Raw genomic sequence first — 21391 nt, 5'->3', positions numbered from 1 at the left:
CAAGGAAGATCGCTACACAACTACCACGCAACCCGCGGAAACAGGGAACCACGATGAGCACATCTGCCGAAGAGCCCGTGGAGCGGCGGCTGGAGGGGTCCGTAGCCGTCCTGACGATGCGATACCGCCCGCACAACCTGCTGGGTCCCACACTCATGGACCCGCTGATCGAGGGGATGGAGTGGGCGCGCGACAACGGCGCGCGTGCCGTCCTCCTGCAAAGCGGGCTCCGCCACTTCTCCGCCGGCGCCGACCTCGAAGCCTTGTCGGCGTCCTCCCGCTCGTCGGGGCGCGGCGGGAAACTGCTCCAGGTTTTCGACGAGCTCCCCATCCCGGTCGTGGCCGGTGTTCAAGGAGTCTGTGTCGGTGGTGGTCTGGAACTGGCGCTCGCCTGCGACATCATCGTCGCCGCCGAGTCGGCGAAGCTGGGTTCGGTCGAAGCCACCATCGGCCTCAACCCCTTGATGGGCGCCGTGCAACGCCTCACGCAGCGAGCGGGGGCGGCCCGAGCCAAGGAGATGGCGATGCTCGGCCGCCGCTACGACGCCCGCACCCTGGAACGCTGGGGCGTGCTCAACCGCGTCGTCGGCGACGAGCAACTCGCCGCGACGAGTATGACTCTGGCCCAGGAGTTGGCGGCCGGCCCGACGATCGCGCACGCCGCCACGAAGGCACTCGTGCGCATCACCGTCAGCGAAGGCGTTCGCGCGGCTGACGAGGCGATGCCCGATCTCCAGAAGCCGATCTTCGAATCCGAGGACTTCCGCAGCGGCGTCTCGGCGTTCAAAGCCAACGGCCGCCCCGGCACGGCCCAGTTTCGAGGGCGGTGATCATGGGACCGCTCTCCGGTATCCGCGTCGTCGACTTCTCCCGGGTCCTGGCCGGGCCGCACTGCGCTCAGACATTGCAGGATCTCGGCGCCGAGGTGATCAAGGTCGAACCACCAAGCGGGGACACCTCACGCAAGGCACTCCCGAACGACGGAGCCATCTCCGGCTACTACGCGCAGCAAAACGCCGGCAAGCGCAACGTGTCGATCGACCTCAACATCCCGGGCGCACGGGAAATTGCCCTACAGCTGTGCGAGCGTGCCGACGTGGTGGTCGAGAACTTCCGGCCGGGAACCCTGGACTCGTTCGGACTCGGCTACGCCGATGTCGCGGCTGTCAACCCGAGGATCATCTACGCGTCGATCAGCGGGTACGGCCAGCACGGGTCCTGGCGCGCGCGGTCAGCGTATGCACCGACGGTCCAAGCAGAAGCCGGCATCACAACTGTCACCGAGCAGCAGTTCGGCCGTCCCGAGGGCCGCCAGCGCACCGATTCGCTGTCGCACGCCGACGTCTACTCGGGACTGCACGCAGCATTGGCCATCGTCGCTGCGTTGCACTACCGCGACCGCGCCGGCGAGGGCCAGTTCATCGACATCGCAATGGCTGCCGTGATGCTTTCGATCAACGAACGGGTCCACGTGGACCTTTCCGATCAGGACCTGGGCGCTGACCCGCCTGTGCTCGGTGCCACCGACTCCGTCTTCTTCACCGGACCGGGCGGCGAGCGGTTCGTCAGCCCCATGAGCCTGGTGGGAAGCTCGACCTTCCCGTCCTACCTGGCGGCCATGCGCCGGTTCGACCTCGCGGAGGATCCCCGGTTCGCCACCGCCGAAGCGCGCAGGAAGAACTTCTGGGAACTCCACGCGATCGTCCAAAACTGGATCTTGACCTTCGACGACCTGGACTCCCTCGACGCTCAGTTCGACGAGGCCAAGATCTCCGTCGGACGAGTGCGCACGGTCAACGAGATCGCGGTCAGCGACTGGGCCCAGCAGTGGTCGGCAACCCGCGCGGTGCCCGATCGGTGTGGCGGCGAGTTCACCGTGCCGGGGCTTCCGTGGCACTTCAGCACCGCAACCCCCGACCGCAGCTCCCCGCGCTTGCCCGCGCACCGGGGCGAACACAACGACGAAGTGCTCCAGGAACTGGGCTACGATCCCGCCGCGATCGCCGAACTTCGTAACAGGGGAGCCGTGGTGAGCTATCAACACGGTGGAACTGGCGGCCACACGCCCCGAGCGTGACCTGGGCACACTGGCACGCGGTCGTCCTCAAAGGACGAGGACTGGACCTGGTCTGAGGCCGACCCTCGGGCCAGGTCCAGTCCGAGACCGCGCCGATGTCCCCCATGGGCGCAGTCCGTTGCTGGTCGGATCAGGTCAACCGGACGTCGAGCAGATCGATGGAGACGGCGACCAGATCGGTGCGTGGTGTGTTGTCCGGGTTGGTGCGCAGAGCCCGTCGGCGAGTCGGAAACACCAGGCCGGCGAACGATCGGTGCTGGTCCGTGTAGTGGGCGGTGAGTGCGGGGTTGGCGCCGTGCACGACCTCTCCCGCGTAGTCGTGTCGGCGGAGAAGGCCGTCCTGGCCGTAGTAGAAGACCTGTTCCGGGTTGTGCGTCGCGACGTCCGGCGGAAAGGTGACTTTGAGCCGACGCCAGCTTTCACCGTTTTCATCCCACGGTTCGATCTCCTCGGCCACAGTTCCCGGCCAGGTGAACAGGAACGGGGCCGTCAGGTAGTTCCACATCGCGTACCCCGTGAAGTAGGCCAGATGCAGCTCGTCCCACTTGGTGCTGAACTGGTGGCCTGCGAACGCCCTGCGCGGGCCGACGCGCTCAGCGACGACCTCCCCGTCCAGGGTCTCGATGGCGACACGATCGGGTTCGAACCGGCTGCGGCGACCGGCGGTGAGGAACGGTGCGTAACTGACGTTTTGGTGATGCGGGTCCAGCGTGATGTGTGAATCGAGCATCGCCTCGCCAAAGCCCTTGGCGTGCCAAGTGACTCCATCGATGCGTGCGTGGACGGCTATCTGCCGTAGTTGCCGCCAGCGGTCGAGCCCGCCGTGGGCATCGAGGACGTGCTCCAGCAGATCGCTCATGGGGGTTCCTCCCTGTCCGTGAAAGCACGAATGTTCAAGTGTGATTCACGCTGCAAAATTCGTGCTTTTAGCGCGGTTTCCTGATTCAGCCTCAATCGCAGCTCTTCGCATGGCATCGCAGCGAACGTCGGCCGTGGCGAAATAGCCACGCAAGCACGGTAAGCCTAGCCTGGTAAGTTGGAGATCGCAACTCGCTCAGAGACGTCCGCGCATGTGCTGCGCCGACGAAGTGCTTGGTGTGGAGTTCCGGTGACGTCTTCGGGCCGTTCATCCTCGATCACGCGCTGCGGCCACCATTTGCTCCGTCGTTCTCGTGCCTGCTCCCAGCTACCTCCTGTTGATCGTTGCAGCGCGATTTCTCGAAACCGCCGTCGGCACAGGTGTCGATGCTTCCGGTCCGCGAAATTCAGGCTGACGAAGTCGTGCGACCCGGCACATTGCCGTCGTTGGCGGCAAGGCCGGTTTTGGCTGAGCGCGGAAGGTAGGCCGCAGAGCCGTTCGACGCGATCACGGACCGCGGTCCTCAGGCCCCGGGGAACAATGCTCGGAGGTCGGCCAGGGCGTGACGGCCGGTCACCCGCACACCGTCGGCGGCCCGGTTGCGGCCGTAGATCAGCCGCAGCACGTCTTCGGAGGATCCCGAGATGGTCCCCACCGGTTTGTACGCCTCGCACGGGTAGATGTGCAGCTCGAGATCCACGACCAAAGCCATCGGACGCTCAGCGCCGGTCAACTCGATGGACATCTGGCACGGCGCTAGCCGGCTCAGTGTGGTCAGGTCGTAGGACCAGGTGACAACCCGATCGATACGTTGCCACAGGAGGTCGACCTCGGTGCGGGGGATGGTGGCGGCTGGATTGAGTGAGACTTCGACGTCCCAGGCGCGAACCGATTGCTCGGAGAGCAAGTACCCAGCATATACGGGCAAGGTGACGACGTCGTTGAACTGGGGCACGCGAACCGTTTCCCGCTGCGTTTCACTCAGGGATGCCAGCAACGTCCGGTGCCGCGAGTCAGCTTCAAGCCACGCGTCACGTCGCTGGATCGGCTTCATGGCGGCCCATCGCTCGTGGACCAGGTGCCGGTATTCGAGATCGGGAGCTGCATCTCCCCCGAATGCAGCGTAGGTCAACAGCTTGGCGCTGATTTCCCCGGCAGCTCCCAGTTGCGCGAGCACGTCGGCAATCCGCCTGTGCGGTGTGAATGACGAGCGCAGGAGGGCTTCTTCTGACAGTTCGGCGACCGCGACACCCAGCCTGGATGAACTTGCGTCCAGTGCGTCGAGCCAGGGCTCAAATTGGTCAGCGATGAACAACGCTATTCCTTTGTTGCGCCGAAAATCCGCCGTTTCACGTCCAATCCTAGGCCTGCGAAAACCTTCCGGGTATCGGTATTTCTCATGGTAACCATAAGTCATGTCGAATGAGATCACAGTGTCATCCAGGTGTCCTGCATGCGCGCGGGGAATCCTCGCGTTCGGCACCCGTGGCCAAACGGCTACCTGCAGCCCGCGCCTGCTGCGTGCTGTCACTTCGCTCCCGCTGCCGACTCCGGCATCCCATCAGTGGCTCCGGTCGTTCTATTTGGCCTTTCGAGATCGCCGGTTTGACCGGGGCTGCGAGTGGATGCGGATGGCGTTTCGGCTCTTGAACGAACCCGCCTACGTGACCAAGACACGGACTGCGTTCGACACCGTTGCCCGAGACGTTGCGGGACGCAGTGGACGCCAGTCCGTGGGACCGGGCGATGCTGGGAAAATTCGCTGAGCTAGTCGGTACAACCGGCCCGATCGGTGACTTGGGGTGCGGCCCGGGACGATTGACGGGATACCTGGCCTCGCTGGCGCTAGACGTCTTCGGAGTCGATCTCTCCCCTGACATGGTCGACGCGCCCCGCCGGGCGATCCCCAGCTGCGCTTCGAGGTCGGTTCGCTGGAGGCATTGGGGCCAGGCGACGGTCGCCTTGGTGGCGCGCTGGCGTGGTAGTCGCTGATCCACACGCCACCGGAGCTGCTGCCGTCGGTGGTGGCGCGACTGGCGCGGGTGCTGGGCCGGGCGGACGTCTGCTGACGGCGTTTCAGGTCGGTGATGAGCGTCGCTGCATCTCCCAGGCTACGGCCACGAGATTTCCTTGGACGAGTACCGGCTACTGCCGGACTTCGTGGCCGAGGTGTTTGTCGGCGCGGGCCTGGAAGTCGAAGCCCGGTTGGTTCGAGAGCCACAGCCACCGCACGAGAAGACTACCGGCTGGCCCGCAGGCCAGGCTGACTCCGGATCCGATCTTGACGGCTGCAGGACTGCACATCGGGTCGTACCAAGTCAGTTGACCATGGGCCATGTGTGGGCCAACTCGACCGACCGCAGGCCAGGTTGGTTGACCGCTGACAGCGACGCTTGTCCGTGTCTTCCCGGCAAGCGAGTCGGGGAGGGGCAGCAGCGGAAACCCTGACGTTGCCGTCGAGCAGCGCCGCGCGCGAGCCGCGGGGGTTGCCGAAGCGATCGTGTTTCCAAAAGTCTTATGGAAGCCATCGGTGAGACCGCGAACCCGGGTGGAACGTCGTGACGCGCGACATTTCATCCGGTGTTCCCTCTGCTTCAGATGGCGGTGAACGGGCAGTGGTCGCACCGCATGTACGAAGACCGCGGGGCTGGGCGGTTTCCAGTCTTCCGGGGTGTTCACGCCGTCGGCACTGATTTCCCCACTACCCCAGCCGAATCGGTGACCTGGTTCCGGCGAACCGCGCAGCCGGGGGGTCGCGGCGCGCTACGCGGGCCCTGACCGCGGCGTGAGCCCCGTTGGCTCGGAACGCGGCCGTCACCGGTAATCGGCGCGAAGGCCGTGCCGCGACCCCCGTTCGGCGCCTGCCCGCCGGCCGTCGGCACCTTCGGTGCAGCACTCAGGGCGCCGCGAGACGGAGGTTGTTGCGGGCTGCGTTCAGCGCGATCCGGAGCTGGTTGGGGTCGCGGCGGACCTGAGTGAGGAGAAGACCACCTTGAATGCTGGCCATGGTGGCAGTTGCGAGCGCGGCAGGGTCGACGTCTTTACGCAGCTTACCGCGGTTTTGCATACGAGTGAGGCCGTCGCGCAGCGGTGCCTCCCAGCGATCGAAGCCCGCGGAGATTGCTTCCCTGGCGTCCGGGTCAGTCTCCGCGAGTTGACCGACGAGCGAGCCGATGGGGCATCCGCCCTGCGCTTGCCTGTCAACCTGATCCTCGACCAGAAGGTCGATCCAGCGATCGATGGCAGTCCAGGAATCCAAGTTCTCGAGGAGCTCACCCTGCCTAGCGAGCACGCCGTCGGCGGCGACGCCGATGACGGCGTGAATGAGGTCGTCCCGGTCTTGGAAGTAGTGGTAGAGCTGGCTGCTGCTCGCGCCGGCGAGGGACCGGACGTCTTCGAGGCTCATCCCTGCGGTGCCCTTCTCGGCAACGAGGTTAGCTGCGGCCTGAAGGATCCGGTTACGTGTCGCGCGCCCCTTGGGTGTTGCGGGTGTGTGCGCCTCCGTCATGGACTCCATCGTAGCTCAGTCTGGATTTGACAGTCCAGAACAGTCGGGTACAGTTTGGATTGTACGTTCCATTTTTAGGAGGGCAGCATGGCGCGGGATGCACGACTGACCGGGGCCGAGGTGCGTCGGCAGGTGTTCGGTGACGGGCCGAAGAAGCCGGGTGATCCGTTCATGGCGCCGTTCTTCGAGGTCGCCGTCGAGCACGTTTGGGGCGGTGTCTGGAACCGGCCCGGGTTGGACTTGAAGTACCGCAGTCTCGTAGTGGTGTCCGTGCTCGCGGGTATCGGTGGGCACGACGAGGAGCTCAAGACGCATCTGCGTGGTGCCCTGAACCTCGGGTGGACCGTGGAGGAGCTGTTCGAGGCGCTGCTTCAGACGAGCGGCTACACGGGCTTCTCCGCGGCGCACGAGGCGCTCGACCTGCTGAGCGAGGTCGCCGCGGAGCGTTGATCCCGCGGTCGGCGGTCTTCACCTGTGGCGACACCGTGTGGCGCCGGCGGAATCCACCGACACCCGCCCGCGACTCGACTACTTGCCACGGCCAGTCCGCGCTCGGGTCTCGGAACGGTTGACCGTTTCGCATCACCGAAGAGAGAGAGTCAATGGCGTCAAAGCTCGAGGGCAAGGTTGCTGTCATCACCGGCGGGAGCAGTGGGCAGGGTCTCGCGACCGCCGAGCGCTTCCTTGAAGAAGGGGCGTTTGTCTACACCCTGCACAGGGGCCCTTCGCCGATGGGCGACAGGGTCACCGCGGTGCAGGGTGACGTATCCGATCTCGCGGATCTTGACAGGTTCTACGCCAAGGTCGCCAGTGAGAGGGGCAGGATCGACATCGTCTTTGCCGCGGCGGGTGTTGTCCATGCGCAGCCCCTCTCCGAGATGACCGAGCAGAGCTTCGACAGGCAATTCGCGATCAACACGAAGGGCCTGGCATTCACGGTTCAGAAGGCACTGCCGCTGATTAATGACGGCGGGTCGATCATCCTGGTCACCTCGATCGCGGAACGCAGGGGCCTTGCGGGCTTGGGTGTCTACAGCGCAACGAAGGCAGCGGTTGGGTCTTTCGTCCGCACGTGGACGGCGGAGTTGAAGGACCGCGGCATCCGGGTCAACGCGATCTGCCCGGGTCCGATCGACACGCCGATCTTCGAACAGGTGGCGCCGTCCAAGGAGCTGGTTCCCCGGATCAAGGCCGAGGACGCCGAGAGGGTCGCGTTCGGGCGGCTCGGCCGCCCCGAGGAGATCGCGGCGGCGGTCTTGTTCCTCGCTTCTGACGAAGGAAGCTTCGTCGCAGGTGTGGATCTCCCGGTTGACGGCGGTCTTCTCGCGATCTGACCGTCGTCCGGCCGCCATCCTCGGCCGACGGTGCGAGCCTCTTTTCGCGCCGCCGAGTGGCCGACTCGAATAGACCTCGAGTGTTTCCCCTCGGATGGCGATGATTACGGCCAGCCGCCCCGGCGGGCTGGCTATCTGAGAGTGCCCCGAGGAACTACCGCGTGCCAAGAGCTTGTCTCATGTGATGAGTTTGCGGAGCTTCTTGCCCGAGTTTCTGGGCTGGATTCAATGCCCGGAACCAACCTCGACGACAAACGATCAACTACAGCCGAGATCATCGCTCAAGAGCGACCGATCGCCACGTAAGAAAAGCTCCAAGTAGGGAATAAAACTTTGGGTTCATTTGTCGGAAAGACGGCGATTGTCACTGGCGGCGCGCGCGGGATCGGTGAACGCGTCGCCGAAGACATCGTCGCGCAGGGTGGAAACGTCATTGTCGGCAATGTCAACAGCGATCTCGGGGAGAACCTGGTCTCCCGGTTGGGTCCCACGAATGCAAGGTTCGTTGATTTGAATGTCACTCGACGGGCCGACTCCGAGCGAGCTGTCGAGCTGGCTCAGTCGACGTTCGGCGGGCTCGATTTCCTTGTGAACGCTGCGGTCGCGATGGACGCGAAGCCGCTGATCGAGTTGTCCGAGACCGGTTGGCGCAAGACGATGGACGTCGGTCTGACCGGGACGTTCTTGACGGCCCAGGTTTTTGCTGCGCACCTGATTCAGCAAGGGCGGCCCGGCTCGATCGTGAACATTTCGTCCATCGGGGGACAGCATCCTTACGGGGGAGCGGGTTCGTACAGCACGGTCAAAGCCGGCGTCACCCTGTTGACCGAGCAGATGGCGATCGAGTGGGCGCAACACGGCATTCGTGTCAACGCGGTTGCTCCTGGGACTATTGAAACGCCGCTGACCACTTATCTGGATGATCCCGAAATCCGGGAGTCTCGAAGGCAGGCCGTGCCGCTTGGTCGCATCGGCCAACCGGCGGATATCTCCCACGGCGTCCTGTATCTGCTGAGCGGCTCCGCGTCATGGGTCACCGCAACCACGTTGACGGTCGACGGCGGCGTAACCAGATCTCTTTTCAACCACATGACGGGCCGTAAATGGAGTTGATCGGATTCCGCCGGGATGGGGAGCAGTTGACACCTGAGGAGGGCGTGCAAGCCGACTGATCGCCGTCACGGCCGCTCTTTGGACCGGCGGCCAAGCGGACGGGCAGGATAAGCGTCCGGTGCGGCGATGCGACAGATGAATATTGTTGGATGAAGTACGCATCGCTGCACCGGGTCCCTGGTGAACGCGCGTGTCCACACCGCTATTGCCACGGCCCAGGCCGTCGTCGCCCTTCGTCGAGAAAGAGAGCAGACGCTCATGTCAGCGGTTTCACCGACCCTGAGTTCCTCTGGCCCCTGCACCGAATACTCGCCGGCGCTGTCCGTCCGACCGGGCCGACTGAGACGCCGCTGCGAAGTTTCGTTTACCTCACTTCGGTACTGGTGGTCTGGGCACCTGAGCAACCCGGCGGGCAGGAGACGGCCCGCACCCGGGTGCGGGAGTCGGTGCTCTCTCACGTGGCGAGCCTCGCGCAGGAGCTCGAGCTGCTCAATGCCCCGGGGCTCGCGGCAGCTCCGGATGAGCAGCCCGTCGCCAACCCGGATGTTTAGGCGCCCACGTGGCCGGATCGTGTTCAGAAAGGCTCGCCAGCAGTACTCGTGGCCTCTACTTCACCGCGCATTTCGAGGGCGTCTGGCGGCTGCGCGTTCCGTCCCGCCGCCAATCTCAGCCCGACCAGGCCGCGCGATCCCTGCTCACTAGCACCGCCGCGAACGTGGCCGCGCGGACCCCGATCACGCACCTCAGCACCGCTCAAGCCGAAATAAACGCTTCCTTGGGTCGGCTCGGAGCGCCTGGGGCGGAGATCGCTGTCCACGATGCCTCGGCGACTGTCACGGTAGAGCCGGAGACGCTCAGACAGGCACGACATCACGAGCAACTGGTCCGCGAGCAGGAACTAGTGTCGCGTGTCTGAAGTCATTTTACGGTTGGTTTTGGTGATGATGTCGTCGTCGGTGGCGGTCCAGGCGAAGGGTTTGGCGCGGTCGTTGTCGGCGTCGATGAAGTCGCGGATGGCGGTTTCGAGGTCGCTGACGCTGATGAAGGTGCCGCGTCGGATGGCTTGGCGGGTGATGATGCCGAAGAAGATTTCGACCATGTTCAGCCAGGAGCAGCTGGTGGGCGTGAAGTGGGGGGTGATCCGTGTGTTCTTGTCCAGCCACTTTTGGATCTCGGGGTGTTTGTGGGTGGCGTAGTTGTCGACCACGATGTGCAGCTTGACCCGCGGGTGGGCCTTGGCGACTCTTTTGAGGAAGGCAAGGAACTCGACGTTGCTGTGGCGCGGATAGCAGGCGTCGGCGCTGATCCTGATGTTCCACTTCCGCCAGATCCGCGCCACCGTCGCGAAGGAGATTCCCAGCCGAGTCGCCATCAGCCGTGACGACCAGTGCGTCACCCCCCAACTCTGCTGGTGGTTTCCCCTTGTCCGCCAAGGTTTCCGCTAGCACGGAGACCTCGTCGATCTCCGGCGCCCGCCCTGGCCGCGGCAGGTCACCCAAGCCGGCGATTCCGGCCTGCTCGTAGCGTTGCCGCTGCGTCCGGGACTGCCCGAACGACAAACCCACGACTACGTCCGCCACGGCACCACCACCCTCTTCGCCGCGCTGGAGGTCGCCACCGGCAGCCGCTAGTTCTCCACCGACCCCGAACTGGAGCCCAAGATCCGCGATGTCGTGGGTCTGTATCTCAACCCTCCGGCGAACGCGGTCGTGGTCAGCGTGGACGAGAAATCCCAGATCCAAGCTCTGGACCGGACCCAGCTGTTGAATGTCTCGATCCGATGGGGTTGGCGATGAAGAAAGGTGCCTTCGCGTTGACCGCCACCAGATGATCGAACTGCTCGGCCGTCACGTCCTGGGGCGGAACCCCGCCCATGACGCCGGCGTTGTTCACCAAGATGTCCAGTTTGGTGTCGCCCGTGCGCTCCTTCAGGCCGTGCTCGAGCTCCAGGAAGAGCTTGTGCCGGCGCCGTGCTCGCCGAGTTCAGCGTGGACGGCGAAGGCCCGGCCACCGTCCCGCTCGATCGACGCGACTGTCTCGCGCGCCGCGTCGCTGTCATTGCAGCGAGCGCTGAGTCTGCTGCCCGACGGTGGGCGAATCGTGAACATTTCCTCCGGCCTCACCAGGTTCGCGAACCCCGACGAGGTGGCCTACGCCATGACCAAGGGCGCAGTCGAGCAGATCACGCTCCACTTCGCCAAGCACCTCGGGCCTCGCGGGATCACCGTCAACAGCGTCGCGCCGGGCATCACGAACAACGGTCCCGCGATCTTCGACAACCCGGATGTGGTCGCGCAGCTGGCCAAGCTGTCCGTCTTCGACCGAGTCGGCGACGCGACCGACGTCGCGGACATCGTCGCCTTCCTCGTCGGCGAGGACGCCCGGTGGATCACCGGCTCCTTCGTCGACGCCAGCGGCGGAACACTGCTCAAGTGATCGCCCGCCGCCTGTTCCGGATCATCACTAGGGGCCTTCGCGCATGACGACGAGCCCACGCCACACTCAGCCGGCCAGGGGTGCCCGGCAACGGGCGCTCCTGCTCGTCCTCTCGGGCAACATGCTGATCGACGCACTCGAGGTATCGATTGTGGTCGTGACGCTGCCGGTGATCGCCGGCGACCTCCACCTGTCTCCGTGGACGGTGCAGTTCCTGATGAGCGGCTTCGCGCTGGGATTCGCGACCTGCCTGCTGCTCGGGCCGAGGCTGGCCCAGAGGTGGGGCAGGCGACCGGTGTATCTGGCGGCGATGGTGCTGTTCGTCGTGGCATCCGTGGTCGGTGGGGTGGCGAGCACACCCGCTCTTCTGATTGGGACCCGTGTCGTCAAAGCGATGTGCGCCGCACTGACCGCGCCGACGGGGCTGGTGATCATCAGCTCGACGTTCCGGCCGGGACCGGACCAGCGCCGGGCTGTCTCGACCTACGCCGCGTTCGGTGCGGCGGGCTTCTCGGCCGGTCTTCTGTTGTCGAGCGTGCTGGCGGGCACGAGCTGGCGGCTGCCGCTGCTCGTGACCGCTCCAGTGGCGCTGCTGCTGCTGATCGCCGCATCGGTCCTGCTGCCGCGCCGAGCGATGCCTGAACAGCGCAAACGCGCGTCGGCGCGGACCTTGCTGACCAACGGCGCGTTGGTGAGGTCGGCCGTCGGGGCAGCGTCCCTCAACGGATCACACCTCGCCCTGCTGCTGCTCCTGACCTTCCGCCTTCAGGTCGGCGCGGGGTGGCAACCGTGGCAGGCCGCGTTGGTCTTCCTGCCAACCTGCCTTCCCGTGGCGATCTGTGCGCCCTTCGCGAGCAGACTTGTCACCCGGTGGAGCGCGCCCCGGCTCATCGCGGCCGGCGCGGTGGTCCTGCTCGTCGGCGCGGTGTCCCTGCTCTGGCGGTCGGGAAGCCTATCGAGCGCCAGGCCGCAAGTGCACGACTACGTGTAGTCATATCCGCAGCTCAGAACTGGTTAGAACCCTCAGGTGGAGGTTAGAGGACCTTACTCGAACATAAAAGCCCAGGTCAGAGCCCTGGAAGAGCTCCGCGAGAGGCTTCCCCGCCTCGATACCCCCGAGCCGAGCTTAATCAAGCGCGACCGACCTCGCCGGGCCCGGCAACTCCGCGCCGACCAAGTCGAGGAGCTGATCGCCGACTACCAGTCCGGCGCGACCGTATACGAACTCGGTGACCGGTTCGGCATCGAACGGCGAACGGTCAGCAACATCCTCCACCGGCACGGCGTGCCGACGCGACGCCGCGGCCTCACGCCTGACCAGGTCGACGACGCCATCCACCTCTACAAGCTCGGGTGGTCCCTGGCACGAGTCGGTGACCACCTGGGCGTCAACCACACGACCGTGCTGAACAAGCTGCGCGAACGCGGCATCTCCACTCGCGACACCCATGGGCGCCCGCGCGTCGAGGCAGGTGGTGCTCGATGACCAGGTGCGGAGCTATGCCGACGCGAACGGCTTCGGACGGAGCCACATCGTTAAGGTCGTCACCGTGATCATGGGCGTGGTCGTGGGGCTCACTTTCTTGTTCGGCTTCGGCAACGTCCTCAATCTCGCGCTCCGCCTTGGCGTGCCGGTCTGGGTCGCGCCGCTTGTCGCACCGGCCGTCGATCTCTCGATCCTCGGGCTCCTCCTCGGCAACCGGCATTTTGTGCTCGTCGGGGCCTCCGCAGAGCTGCTTCGTCCAGCTCGGCGGTTGCTGATCTTCGCCAGCGCGGTAACCCTTGCGCTGAGCGTGACCGATCCGCTGGTTGCCGGCGACTGCGGCAAGGCCGCGTTCGACGCCGTGGGCCCGTTACTGCTGATCGGCTGGGCTGAGGTCGGCCCGGATCTGCTGAGGGCTCTGACCACCACTGGCCGGCCAGCAGCAGCGGCGCCCGGCGATGTCGAGCCGGAGCCGGCCCCGTTCACCGACGAACTGTCCGCGATCGAACAGGCGGCGCCGGAGTCATCCAGGGATGCGAAGTCCGAGGCCGCTGAGACTGACAGGCGGAGCAGCCAGTCGTCTTCCGGGTTGGTCGACGACAATTTGCTTCAGCGGGCGAAGGACGAGGACGCGCGTCATTGGGAAGCACATCGCCGACCGATCTCCGCGGACACACTTCGGCGGAAGCTCCGCATCGGCGCGGCTCGCTCCCGGCTTCTTGTGGCGGTGATCCGCGCTGATTCGCAAGGACGGTCAGCCCACGCCGAGCCAGCAGCCATGCTGGAGTGTGACGTCAGGTGATCACCACAGTTCGCAACTCGGCATTGCGCTCGTCTCCACTTCGGTGATCGCTGTCCTCGTAGTGCTTGGTGTGTTGATCCCTGTCGGTCCACGCCGCGGCATGGACCGGAGCCGGTGAACGATCGTGGGTTCCAGGCGCTCAGATGTGGGCGGGTGTCGGGGTGCATTACGGTGAACCGCATTCGGAGGAAGGCAGGTTGAGGTGGGCGGGCAGATGCAGATCGGCGAGGTCGCCGAGCGCACCGGCCTGTCGTTGCGCACGATCCGCTACTACGAGGAAGTCGGTCTCGTGGTGCCCAGCGCGCGCAGTCAGGGGGGTTTCCGGCTGTACCAGGAGCCGGAGATCGAACGGCTGCTGCTGATCATGCGGATGAAGCCGCTCGGGTTTCAGCTGGAGGAGATGCGGGAGCTGCTGGCCATCCTCGATCCGGTGCCAGGTGATCCGGAGTTGCCGGACCCGCGCACGCGGCTGGCCGAGTTCGTCGAGGCGGCTGAGCGCAGCCGCGAGGAACTACGAGCCAAGCTGCGGATCGCCGACGAGTTCGCGGACACGCTGCGCACCCGGCTCGCCGACTCGTACGCCACCCCGAGGGACACCACGTCCTGACGCTCTCTGACGACGGGTCCCCGTGATTCCGGCCTCATGTCGCTGAGCCAGGGACGACAAGACCGCAACTCTCACCTAACGTAAGGTAAGAGTTGAGGGCGGCGTGAAGTTCGCTGCGCGCGCCCACCGGGGTCGCCGACGCCCCCGGCTTCGTTGTCGAGCCGAGGAGCGTGTGTGCTGGTCGTGCCAGGTGTGGTGATCCGCCCGAGCTGATCTTGCTACCGGAGCGTGACCCTGCTTCGGAGGTCGGGCCCACCGCTGGCCGATCCGGTCGTTTTTGTCCTGTCCGCTTCCTGATGGCTGTGGTCGTTGGTTCGTGCGCGCTGTGCCGCGCCTTGAGCATGTCTGGTTGGTTCGTGTCGAATTCCTTGTCCTTGGCGCGCCTGCGTGGTGCGCGTCCTGCCTGGCTGTCACCGAAGGTGGCCCGTACCGAGGTGCTCGCCGGTCTGGTGGTGGCCTTGGCGCTGATCCCGGAGGCGATCTCGTTCTCGATCATCGCCGGGGTGAGCCCCAGCGTCGGGTTGTTCGCCTCGTTCACGATGGCGGTCGTCATCGCGATCGTGGGCGGCCGGCCGGCGATGATCTCCGCCGCGACCGGCGCCATCGCGCTCGTCGTCGCTCCGCTGGCCAGGGAGCACGGTTTGGGCTATCTGGTCGCGACCGTCATCCTGGGCGGGCTGATCCAGATCGTCCTGGGCGCGCTCGGGGTGGCGAAGCTGATGCGGTTCGTGCCGCGCAGCGTCATGGTCGGGTTCGTCAACGCGCTGGCGATCATGATCTTCCTGGCGCAGGTGCCGAACCTGATCGACGTGCCATGGGCGGTCTACCCGCTCTTCGCCGCGGGGCTCGTGGTGATGTTGGTGTTCCCGAAGGTCACCAAGGTGATCCCGGCGCCGCTGGTGTCGATCATCGTGCTGACCGTGCTGACCGTGGCCGCGGGCATCACCGTGCCGACGGTCGGCGACAAGGGCGCCCTGCCCTCGTCGCTGCCGGTTCCCGGCCTGCCCGACGTGCCGTTCACGACCGGGACGCTGACCACGATCGCCCCCTACGCGCTGGCGTTCGCCCTGGTCGGGCTGATGGAGTCGCTGATGACCGCGAAACTCGTCGACGACATCACCGATACCCGATCGAACAAGACGCGGGAGTCGATCGGCCAGGGCATCGCCAACATCGTCACCGGGTTCTTCGGCGGGATGGGCGGATGCGCGATGATCGGCCAGACGATGATCAACGTCAGGACTGCCGGTGCCCGGACCCGGTTGTCGACCTTCCTGGCCGGGGTGTTCCTGCTGATCCTGTGCCTGGTGTTCGGGCCGGTCGTGTCGAAGATCCCGATGGCCGCGCTGGTCGCCGTCATGGTCCTGGTCGCGTTCGGCACCTTCGACTGGCACTCGATCGCCCCGGCCACGCTCAAGCGGATGCCCGCCGGCGAGATCACGGTCATGATCGTCACCGTCGCCGTCGTCGTGGCCACCGACAACCTCGCCATCGGTGTCGTCGTCGGCACCCTGACCGCGATGGTGATCTTCGCCCGGCGCGTGGCGCACCTGGCCGAGGTCACCGCCGTGACCGACCCTGACGGTGGCCAGGTTGTCTACGCCGTGACCGGCCAGCTGTTTTTCGCCTCCAGCAACGACTTGGTGACGCAGTTCGACTACGCCGGCGATCCCGAGAAAGTGGTGATCGACCTGACCGCCGCGCACATCTGGGACGCCTCCACCGTCGCCGCCCTCGACGCGATCACCACCAAGTACGCCGCCCGCGGCAAGACCGTGGAGATCGTCGGCCTGAACAAGTCCAGCGCGACCATGCATAACCGGCTCAGCGGCGAACTCGCTGGCAGCCACTAGCCCAGTGCCGCTTCGCTCCACGACCGGTGACGGTCGCGGAGCGAAGCGGCACCTACCTCCGGCCTAGTGATCAGTACGCTTCCCGTATGGGTGGCTCCCAGGGTTCAAGCGAGCGGTTGGTGGCCTTCGGTGCCGAACTGATCGAAATTCACCGCCGGCTTCGCGAGCAACTGGCTGCCCTGCGCGGGGACGTCGTCAGTTACCTCAAGGGCGAGGGCGGTCGGCCCCGCGAGCTGAAAGCGCACTGTCTGGCGTTCTGCTCGGCGCTGGGCGCGCATCACACCGGCGAGGATGCCGGCGCGTTTCCCGTGCTGGCCGGCCGGTTCCCCGAACTCCGTCCGCTCATCGGCAAGCTGGAGGAAGATCACCAGCTGGTCGCCGGCATCCTGCGGTAGCTCGATCAGGTGCTGGGCGACATCACGGCCGAACCGGACACCGCCGAGAGCACCCGTGTGCTCGGCGAGCTGGACGGCTTGGCGGCGATCCTGGAATCGCATTTCCGCTTCGAGGAACGCACGATCGTCACCGCCTTGAACTCCCTGCCCGCCGCTGATGCCACGACCACGGGCTGTTCGGCATCGACACGCACGGCGAGGGCTGAGCCGCGCGTCCGCTGTGGCCGGCCGCATTCGGCCGCGGCGGCGAATCGGGCCAAGCCGCTCGGCGCCCGGTCGCGGCGCAGCGCGTCACGGACCGCCCCATACTGCGCAGCGCGTTCGACGTCCTTCGGTTGCGGCCGCTCCGGCAGACGACGCAGGACCTCTTCCGGGTCGCACACCCAGACCGGGATCCCGGCAAGCTCCAGCAGCGTCGCGCCGGGCCGCAGCTGCGCGAAGGAGCCGGTCAGTTCCGGTGGTATGTCGAGCATGCCCAGCCGGGTCACGAACAAATGGTCCAGGTGTTCGGCGGTGGGCAGTTCGGGAACCCACTCTCGGCATTGCCGGAGTGTCATCGTTTTCGACCAGGCCGGGAGGTAGGCCGGCACCGCGCCCAGCTCGGCGAGCACACCGGCCAGACGCCGCAGATTCAGCGCGTCGAGGTCGGGCACGACGTCGAGGTCGTTCGGTTCCAGCTGGGCACCGTGAATGGCGAGGACGGTGGAACCGCTGAGAACCCAGTCGATCCCGCGATCGTGCAGGAGCCGCAGCAGCGGCGCGATCCGCAGGCGCGGGCGGGATTCGGGATCGAGCACTCAGTCGAGGTTACCTGCTGCGGGGGACAGGAACAGGCGGTCGAGGTGGTAGGTGAGGACGGCGCGGGCGTCGTCGGTGCTGCGCTGGCCGACCAGCACGCTGGTCCCCAGCCCGTGGCTGAGCGTCAGCAGTCTCGCGGCTTCGACCCGGTGGTCCCTGCCGGGGTGTAGTTCGCCCCGTGCGGCCGCGTCGGACAGGATGTCGGCGAGTTCGCGTTCTCGCCGGTTGGGGCCGTCGACGAACGGTTGCGCGGCCAGGTCCGAATCGGTCATCGCCAGTACCGCGTACGAGGTCCACACCAGGTGGTGCGCACGGCTCTCGGCATCGGCAGGCAGCGCCTCGGCGAGGAAGCCTTCCACGATCGCCCGCGTCGACGACCGCGATTCCCGCGTCCTCTTCTGCCAGCGTTCGACGCTGCGCCGTTCCAGATGTTCGAGCGTGCCGTGCAGCAGTTCGGTCTTGGTATCGAAGTAGTACTGCACCAGGCTGACCGACACCCCGGCTTCCGCGGCGACCGTGCGCATCGTGACCGTGTGCAGCCCTTCGCGCGCCGCGACCCGGACCAGCGCCTCGGCGATGCGCGCCCGCCGTTCGGCGTGATCGACGATCTTCGGCACCACATCCTCCGCCCGGCGTCTTGATAGTACAGATGTATATAATACGCTCGTACAGTAAAGGGGGGCGATGTGGGGTCCGGCGAGCCGAAAGCCCGCGGCGGGGCGGTGCTGGCGTTGTCGTGTGCGGCGCAGTTCATGGTGGTGCTCGACGTCTCGGTGGTGAATGTCGCGCTGCCGTCCGTCCAGTCCGCACTCGGGTTCGACGCTGTGGATCTGCAGTGGGTGGTCAACGCATACGCTGTGGTTTTCGCCGGGTTTCCGCTGCTCGGCGGTCGGCTGGCCGACGTCTGGGGCCGGCGTCGGGTCTTTCTGGCCGGCCTCGTCGTGTTCACCGTGGCCAGCCTGGCCGGGGGCCTCGCCGCGACGCCGGGGTTGCTCGCGGCGGCGAGGGCGGTGCAGGGACTCGGCGCGGCGGTGCTCGCCCCGGTGACGCTGACCGTGCTGACAGCCGCCTTCCCGGAGGGCGCCCGGCGAACGCGGGCGTTGGCCGTGTGGACGGCGGTCGGGATCGCCGGCGGCACGGCGGGAAATCTGCTCGGCGGTGCGCTGACGGAGTTCCTGACGTGGCGGGCGACCCTGCTGATCAACGTGCCGGTCGGTGCGCTGGCCCTGACCGCCGCGGTGAAGCTGCTGCCCGCGGACACCGGCCGGGAGTCGCGGCCTCGCCTGGACATTCCCGGCGCCGTCGCCGTCACCTCGGACTGGGCGCGCTCAGCTACGGCATCAGCCGGTTCCCGGACGGCGACGGCCACGGGCTCGCGATTACCGCCGTGGGAATCGGTGTCACAGCGCTGGTGGCCTTCGTTCTGATCGAGCGGCGGGCAACCGGAACACCGTTGATCCCGCTGCGGCTGTTCGCCAGTCGCGCGATCCTGGTCGGCAATGTCGTGATGCTGCTGGCCGGGGCATGCCTGAATCCGATGTGGTACTTCCTCGCGCTGTCGATGCAGAACGTGCTGCACTACAGCGCTTTGCAGACCGGCCTCGGTTTCCTGCCGCACACCCTGCTGAGCATCGCGGTCGGCACATGGCTGACGCCGTGGCTCATGCGGTTCATCCGGCACCGGCTGCTCATCGCCGGCGGCGCGCTCCTGGCCGCGGCCGGGTTCGGGTGGCAGAGCGCGCTCACTCCCGGCAGCGGTTACCTCCTCGGTATCGCCGGACCGGCGATCCTGATCGCGCTCGGCTCCGGGCTGCTCAACACCCCGCTGACCACCACCGTCACCGCCGGGATCGACCCGGCCGACGCGGGTGCCGCCTCCGGGCTGATGAACACCACCAAACAGGCCGGCGCCGCCCTCGGTCTCGCCGTGCTCGTCGCGGCGACCGGCACGTCGGACACCGCGCCCGAGCGGCTGGCCGCCGCCTACGGCCTCGCCTTCGTGCTCATCGCGGCCATTCTGACGGTGGCTGCCGCGGTCACCTTCGCGCTTCCCGGACGAGCTCGTCAGCTCGCGCTGACCGGCTCATCGTGACGGGTCAAGCGTCCCCGCCAGAGCGCGACGCCGGTCAACGCGACGACCGCGATACCCGCGGCGGCGAGGTAGCCGGTGGTGATAGAGGTCGCCCCCATCAGCGGGCCGAGCACCAACGGGGACAGGAACTGCCCGGCGAACGCGCACGACGCGGACAACGCGACGGCCCGGCCGCGCTGCCGTGACGGCGCGGCCTCGCCGACCAGGACAGTGAGTGCTGGGAACGCGACACCGTTGCCGAGCCCGTAGAGCAGCGGCGCCACGGCGATCACCGCCGGTTGGTCGGTTGTGCCGAGGATGACGAAGGTGGCGATCCACAGCACCGCCGCCCCGATCAGAAGCCGCCGGTAGCCCCAGCGTTTCCGGACACGGGCGTAAGCCAGCCCGATCAGGCTCATGCACACCGACGAACCCACCGTGAACAGCGACACCGCGAACGGGGCACGGATACCGACCTCGGCCAGCCGTTGCGGCAGGAACACCGCCAGCGCGTACTGCAACAACGCGGTCGCGACCATCAACGCATAGAAGCCGAGCACCGGACGTTGCCGCAGCAACCCCAGTACAGTGCCCTCGGCCCGTTCACGCGTCGTCGCCGGGGTGGTGGGCAAGCAGGCCCACGTGGCGAGGCCGAGCGGGACACCGATCAGATAGAGCGCGAACGCCGCGTGCCACGAAACGCCGCCCACCGCCCCGGCCAGCAGTGGCCAGATCACCCCGCCGAGGCTGGTCGTGGCCGAGCGCCACCCCATCACCCGGTCCCGCAAGTCCCCTCGGTACAGGGCCAGCAGCGCCACCGTCGTCCCGCTGAACACCGCCGCCGCGCCGACCCCGAACACCAGCCGCGACGCGATCAACACCGGATACGACGTGATCACCAGCCCAGCGCCCCCGGCCAGCCCGTACAACACCAGCCCCGCGGCGAGCACCGGCCGAACCCCAAACCGATCCATCGCCCACCCGATCACCGGGCTCGCCACCGCGATCGCCAGCCCGTGCGCGGTGATGATCAACCCCGCAGCGGTGCCGTCCACCCCCAGGTCGGCGCGAATGACCTGCAAGACCGGCATCACGGTCGACCCCGCCATCACCCCCAGCGTCGACGCGAACAGCAACACGGCCAGGGCAGGCCGATGCTCCACCCTGGCCGGCGCCATCGTCTCCATCGCCACCCCCATCGCCGAAAAAGCAACTCAGTTGCAGAGTATACTCCGTTACATACGAGAACAAGGTTAGTTTGCGTCGGAGGTGCTCACCGGTACGCTGGTACGACCATGACGACCGCCGTGCCCGCAGAGCGGGACCTGCCCCTGCGGGAGCGCAAGAAGCTGCGCACCCGGCGCGCGCTCGCCGACACGGCGTTACGCCTGTTTCTGGAGAACGGCTTCGACACGACCACCGTCGACCACCTGGTCGACGCGGTCGAAGTGTCGAAACGCACGTTCTACGCGAACTTCGAGTCCAAAGAGGACGCCGCGTTGGCGGCCGAGATTGAACTCTGGGACGCCTACCTCGCCGAAGTTCAGGCGCGTGACATCCACGGCCCGTTGCTAGCCGCCCTGCACGACGCGCTCACCGCCGCGCTCCAGCGCCTCGGCGATGAATGGACACGCCGGTTCCTGCCCACCCGCGGACTCGCCGCGCGCACACCCTCGCTGCGCAACCACAGCATGCTGCTCTCGATGAGCACCCAAGAACGGCTCGTCCAACTGCTCGAAACCAAACTCGGCATCGACGGACGCGACGACGTCCGGCTGCGCCTGCTCGGCGAGTTCTGCCTCAGCGCCTGGCGCTGCGGAGCCAAAAACTGGGTGCGCGGCGCCCAGGAGCCCGATGTCCCATCCAGTACCCGCCGGAAACACGGCGGCATCGCCGCCCTTATCGGTCGCGTCGACGACGCCTTCACAGCGATCCCCGACAGCCTCACCCTCGCCATTCCCTAAGTGATGTCTCGTAACCCGGTTTGAGCTCGGTCGCGCTGATCGTTGATCATGTAGTTGTGCAGGTGATCTCGGCATCGCGTTCGGAATGGAT

Annotated in this window: 24 protein-coding genes; 16 read left to right on the top strand and 8 right to left on the bottom strand. The window is 66.5% G+C overall.

Translation table 11 applies throughout. The annotated features are described in order from the left end of the window. Positions 1–8: 8 nt before the first annotated feature. Positions 9–830: an enoyl-CoA hydratase/isomerase family protein gene (locus tag ACIA77_RS38895; protein WP_395891221.1), complete on the top strand. Its 822-nt coding sequence runs from the start codon at positions 9–11 to the stop codon at positions 828–830. 2 nt (positions 831–832) lie between these two features. Next, positions 833–2077: a CaiB/BaiF CoA transferase family protein gene (locus ACIA77_RS38890; protein WP_395891220.1), complete on the top strand. Its 1245-nt coding sequence runs from the start codon at positions 833–835 to the stop codon at positions 2075–2077. Positions 2078–2207: 130 nt separating this feature from the next. On the opposite strand, the gene ACIA77_RS38885 is transcribed toward ACIA77_RS38890, so the two are convergent. Then, complete coding sequence (locus ACIA77_RS38885) at positions 2208–2936, bottom strand: hypothetical protein (RefSeq protein ID WP_395891131.1); 729 nt, start codon at positions 2934–2936, stop codon at positions 2208–2210. Positions 2937–3459: 523 nt separating this feature from the next. Further along, positions 3460–4251: a hypothetical protein gene (locus ACIA77_RS38880; protein ID WP_395891130.1), complete on the bottom strand. Its 792-nt coding sequence runs from the start codon at positions 4249–4251 to the stop codon at positions 3460–3462. A gap of 431 nt (positions 4252–4682) precedes the next feature. Here ACIA77_RS38880 and ACIA77_RS38875 point away from each other — a divergent pair, with 431 nt between their 5' ends. Continuing rightward, on the top strand, positions 4683–4928 hold the full coding sequence (locus ACIA77_RS38875; protein ID WP_395891129.1) for a methyltransferase domain-containing protein: 246 nt from the start codon (positions 4683–4685) through the stop codon (positions 4926–4928). Between the two features lie 904 nt (positions 4929–5832). Here the strand turns inward: ACIA77_RS38875 and ACIA77_RS38870 are convergent. Then, the gene (locus ACIA77_RS38870) at positions 5833–6444 is read right to left on the bottom strand and encodes a TetR/AcrR family transcriptional regulator (RefSeq protein ID WP_395891128.1); all 612 of its coding nucleotides are present in this window, start codon (positions 6442–6444) and stop codon (positions 5833–5835) included. 87 nt (positions 6445–6531) lie between these two features. Here ACIA77_RS38870 and ACIA77_RS38865 point away from each other — a divergent pair, with 87 nt between their 5' ends. The 3 genes from ACIA77_RS38865 to ACIA77_RS38855 all read left to right on the top strand — a co-directional run bounded on the left by ACIA77_RS38865 (position 6532) and on the right by ACIA77_RS38855 (position 8891). Next, a complete protein-coding gene (locus tag ACIA77_RS38865; RefSeq protein WP_395891127.1) occupies positions 6532–6894 on the top strand; it encodes a carboxymuconolactone decarboxylase family protein in 363 nt (120 codons plus the stop codon). Between the two features lie 152 nt (positions 6895–7046). Beyond that, positions 7047–7778, top strand: coding sequence for an SDR family NAD(P)-dependent oxidoreductase (locus tag ACIA77_RS38860; protein ID WP_395891126.1), 732 nt, complete (start codon positions 7047–7049; stop codon positions 7776–7778). A gap of 333 nt (positions 7779–8111) precedes the next feature. Then, positions 8112–8891: an SDR family NAD(P)-dependent oxidoreductase gene (locus tag ACIA77_RS38855; RefSeq protein WP_395891125.1), complete on the top strand. Its 780-nt coding sequence runs from the start codon at positions 8112–8114 to the stop codon at positions 8889–8891. An 898-nt stretch (positions 8892–9789) separates the two neighbouring features. Here ACIA77_RS38855 and ACIA77_RS38850 read toward each other — a convergent pair. Next, positions 9790–10287 (bottom strand): transposase, encoded by a 498-nt coding sequence (locus ACIA77_RS38850; RefSeq protein ID WP_395891124.1) that lies wholly within the window; start codon positions 10285–10287, stop codon positions 9790–9792. Between the two features lie 317 nt (positions 10288–10604). Continuing rightward, positions 10605–10766 (bottom strand): hypothetical protein, encoded by a 162-nt coding sequence (locus tag ACIA77_RS38845; RefSeq protein ID WP_395891123.1) that lies wholly within the window; start codon positions 10764–10766, stop codon positions 10605–10607. Between ACIA77_RS38845 and ACIA77_RS38840 the strand changes: the two genes are divergently transcribed. From ACIA77_RS38840 to ACIA77_RS38810, 7 genes are all read left to right on the top strand, one after another. Then, a complete protein-coding gene (locus ACIA77_RS38840) occupies positions 10719–11327 on the top strand; it encodes an SDR family oxidoreductase (protein ID WP_395891122.1) in 609 nt (202 codons plus the stop codon). The two genes, ACIA77_RS38845 and ACIA77_RS38840, sit on opposite strands and share 48 nt — an antisense overlap. Before the next feature lie 121 nt (positions 11328–11448). Continuing rightward, complete coding sequence (locus tag ACIA77_RS38835) at positions 11449–12318, top strand: MFS transporter (RefSeq protein WP_395891121.1); 870 nt, start codon at positions 11449–11451, stop codon at positions 12316–12318. A gap of 36 nt (positions 12319–12354) precedes the next feature. Further along, positions 12355–12813: a hypothetical protein gene (locus tag ACIA77_RS38830; protein ID WP_395891120.1), complete on the top strand. Its 459-nt coding sequence runs from the start codon at positions 12355–12357 to the stop codon at positions 12811–12813. Then, positions 12803–13612, top strand: coding sequence for a hypothetical protein (locus tag ACIA77_RS38825; RefSeq protein ID WP_395891119.1), 810 nt, complete (start codon positions 12803–12805; stop codon positions 13610–13612). Before ACIA77_RS38830 ends, ACIA77_RS38825 begins: the two co-directional genes overlap by 11 nt. 214 nt (positions 13613–13826) lie before the next feature. Then, a complete protein-coding gene (locus ACIA77_RS38820) occupies positions 13827–14219 on the top strand; it encodes a MerR family transcriptional regulator (protein ID WP_395891118.1) in 393 nt (130 codons plus the stop codon). Positions 14220–14560: 341 nt separating this feature from the next. Then, a complete protein-coding gene (locus ACIA77_RS38815; RefSeq protein ID WP_395891117.1) occupies positions 14561–16072 on the top strand; it encodes a SulP family inorganic anion transporter in 1512 nt (503 codons plus the stop codon). An 86-nt stretch (positions 16073–16158) separates the two neighbouring features. Next, positions 16159–16467, top strand: a complete 309-nt coding sequence (locus tag ACIA77_RS38810; protein WP_395891116.1) for a hemerythrin domain-containing protein — start codon at positions 16159–16161, stop codon at positions 16465–16467. 5 nt (positions 16468–16472) lie between these two features. On the opposite strand, the gene ACIA77_RS38805 is transcribed toward ACIA77_RS38810, so the two are convergent. Both ACIA77_RS38805 and ACIA77_RS38800 read right to left on the bottom strand, forming a co-directional pair. Further along, the gene (locus ACIA77_RS38805) at positions 16473–17264 is read right to left on the bottom strand and encodes a hypothetical protein (protein WP_395891115.1); all 792 of its coding nucleotides are present in this window, start codon (positions 17262–17264) and stop codon (positions 16473–16475) included. Next, positions 17265–17882: a TetR/AcrR family transcriptional regulator gene (locus ACIA77_RS38800; protein ID WP_395891114.1), complete on the bottom strand. Its 618-nt coding sequence runs from the start codon at positions 17880–17882 to the stop codon at positions 17265–17267. It abuts the gene before it with no gap. Between the two features lie 69 nt (positions 17883–17951). On the opposite strand from ACIA77_RS38800, the gene ACIA77_RS38795 reads away from it, so the two are divergent. Together ACIA77_RS38795 and ACIA77_RS38790 are read left to right on the top strand one after the other, a co-directional pair. Further along, the gene (locus tag ACIA77_RS38795; RefSeq protein WP_395891113.1) at positions 17952–18692 is read left to right on the top strand and encodes an MFS transporter; all 741 of its coding nucleotides are present in this window, start codon (positions 17952–17954) and stop codon (positions 18690–18692) included. After that, entirely contained in the window at positions 18677–19357 is a 681-nt protein-coding gene (locus ACIA77_RS38790) for an MFS transporter (RefSeq protein ID WP_395891112.1), read from the top strand. The genes ACIA77_RS38795 and ACIA77_RS38790 overlap by 16 nt, the downstream gene beginning before the upstream one ends. Here ACIA77_RS38790 and ACIA77_RS38785 read toward each other — a convergent pair. Continuing rightward, on the bottom strand, positions 19330–20523 hold the full coding sequence (locus ACIA77_RS38785; protein WP_395891111.1) for an MFS transporter: 1194 nt from the start codon (positions 20521–20523) through the stop codon (positions 19330–19332). The two genes, ACIA77_RS38790 and ACIA77_RS38785, sit on opposite strands and share 28 nt — an antisense overlap. A gap of 108 nt (positions 20524–20631) precedes the next feature. Here ACIA77_RS38785 and ACIA77_RS38780 point away from each other — a divergent pair, with 108 nt between their 5' ends. After that, positions 20632–21300: a TetR/AcrR family transcriptional regulator gene (locus ACIA77_RS38780; protein WP_395891110.1), complete on the top strand. Its 669-nt coding sequence runs from the start codon at positions 20632–20634 to the stop codon at positions 21298–21300. Positions 21301–21391 lie beyond the last annotated feature (91 nt).

Source organism: Amycolatopsis sp. NPDC051903 (assembly GCF_044452505.1).
Taxonomy (GTDB): domain Bacteria; phylum Actinomycetota; class Actinomycetes; order Mycobacteriales; family Pseudonocardiaceae; genus Amycolatopsis.
This window is presented reverse-complemented; position numbering and strand designations above follow the sequence as displayed.

Coding starts and splice junctions, on each gene's coding strand:
- ACIA77_RS38875 (WP_395891129.1), top strand. CDS start 4,683: ATGCTGGGAAAATTCGCTGAGCTAGTCGGTACAACCGGCCCGATCGGT.
- ACIA77_RS38815 (WP_395891117.1), top strand. CDS start 14,561: ATGTCTGGTTGGTTCGTGTCGAATTCCTTGTCCTTGGCGCGCCTGCGT.
- ACIA77_RS38780 (WP_395891110.1), top strand. CDS start 20,632: ATGACGACCGCCGTGCCCGCAGAGCGGGACCTGCCCCTGCGGGAGCGC.
- ACIA77_RS38845 (WP_395891123.1), bottom strand. CDS start 10,766: ATGGGCGGGGTTCCGCCCCAGGACGTGACGGCCGAGCAGTTCGATCAT.
- ACIA77_RS38785 (WP_395891111.1), bottom strand. CDS start 20,523: ATGGAGACGATGGCGCCGGCCAGGGTGGAGCATCGGCCTGCCCTGGCC.
- ACIA77_RS38865 (WP_395891127.1), top strand. CDS start 6,532: ATGGCGCGGGATGCACGACTGACCGGGGCCGAGGTGCGTCGGCAGGTG.
- ACIA77_RS38870 (WP_395891128.1), bottom strand. CDS start 6,444: ATGACGGAGGCGCACACACCCGCAACACCCAAGGGGCGCGCGACACGT.
- ACIA77_RS38835 (WP_395891121.1), top strand. CDS start 11,449: ATGCTGATCGACGCACTCGAGGTATCGATTGTGGTCGTGACGCTGCCG.
- ACIA77_RS38890 (WP_395891220.1), top strand. CDS start 833: ATGGGACCGCTCTCCGGTATCCGCGTCGTCGACTTCTCCCGGGTCCTG.
- ACIA77_RS38810 (WP_395891116.1), top strand. CDS start 16,159: ATGGGTGGCTCCCAGGGTTCAAGCGAGCGGTTGGTGGCCTTCGGTGCC.
- ACIA77_RS38820 (WP_395891118.1), top strand. CDS start 13,827: ATGCAGATCGGCGAGGTCGCCGAGCGCACCGGCCTGTCGTTGCGCACG.
- ACIA77_RS38840 (WP_395891122.1), top strand. CDS start 10,719: ATGATCGAACTGCTCGGCCGTCACGTCCTGGGGCGGAACCCCGCCCAT.
- ACIA77_RS38860 (WP_395891126.1), top strand. CDS start 7,047: ATGGCGTCAAAGCTCGAGGGCAAGGTTGCTGTCATCACCGGCGGGAGC.
- ACIA77_RS38885 (WP_395891131.1), bottom strand. CDS start 2,936: ATGAGCGATCTGCTGGAGCACGTCCTCGATGCCCACGGCGGGCTCGAC.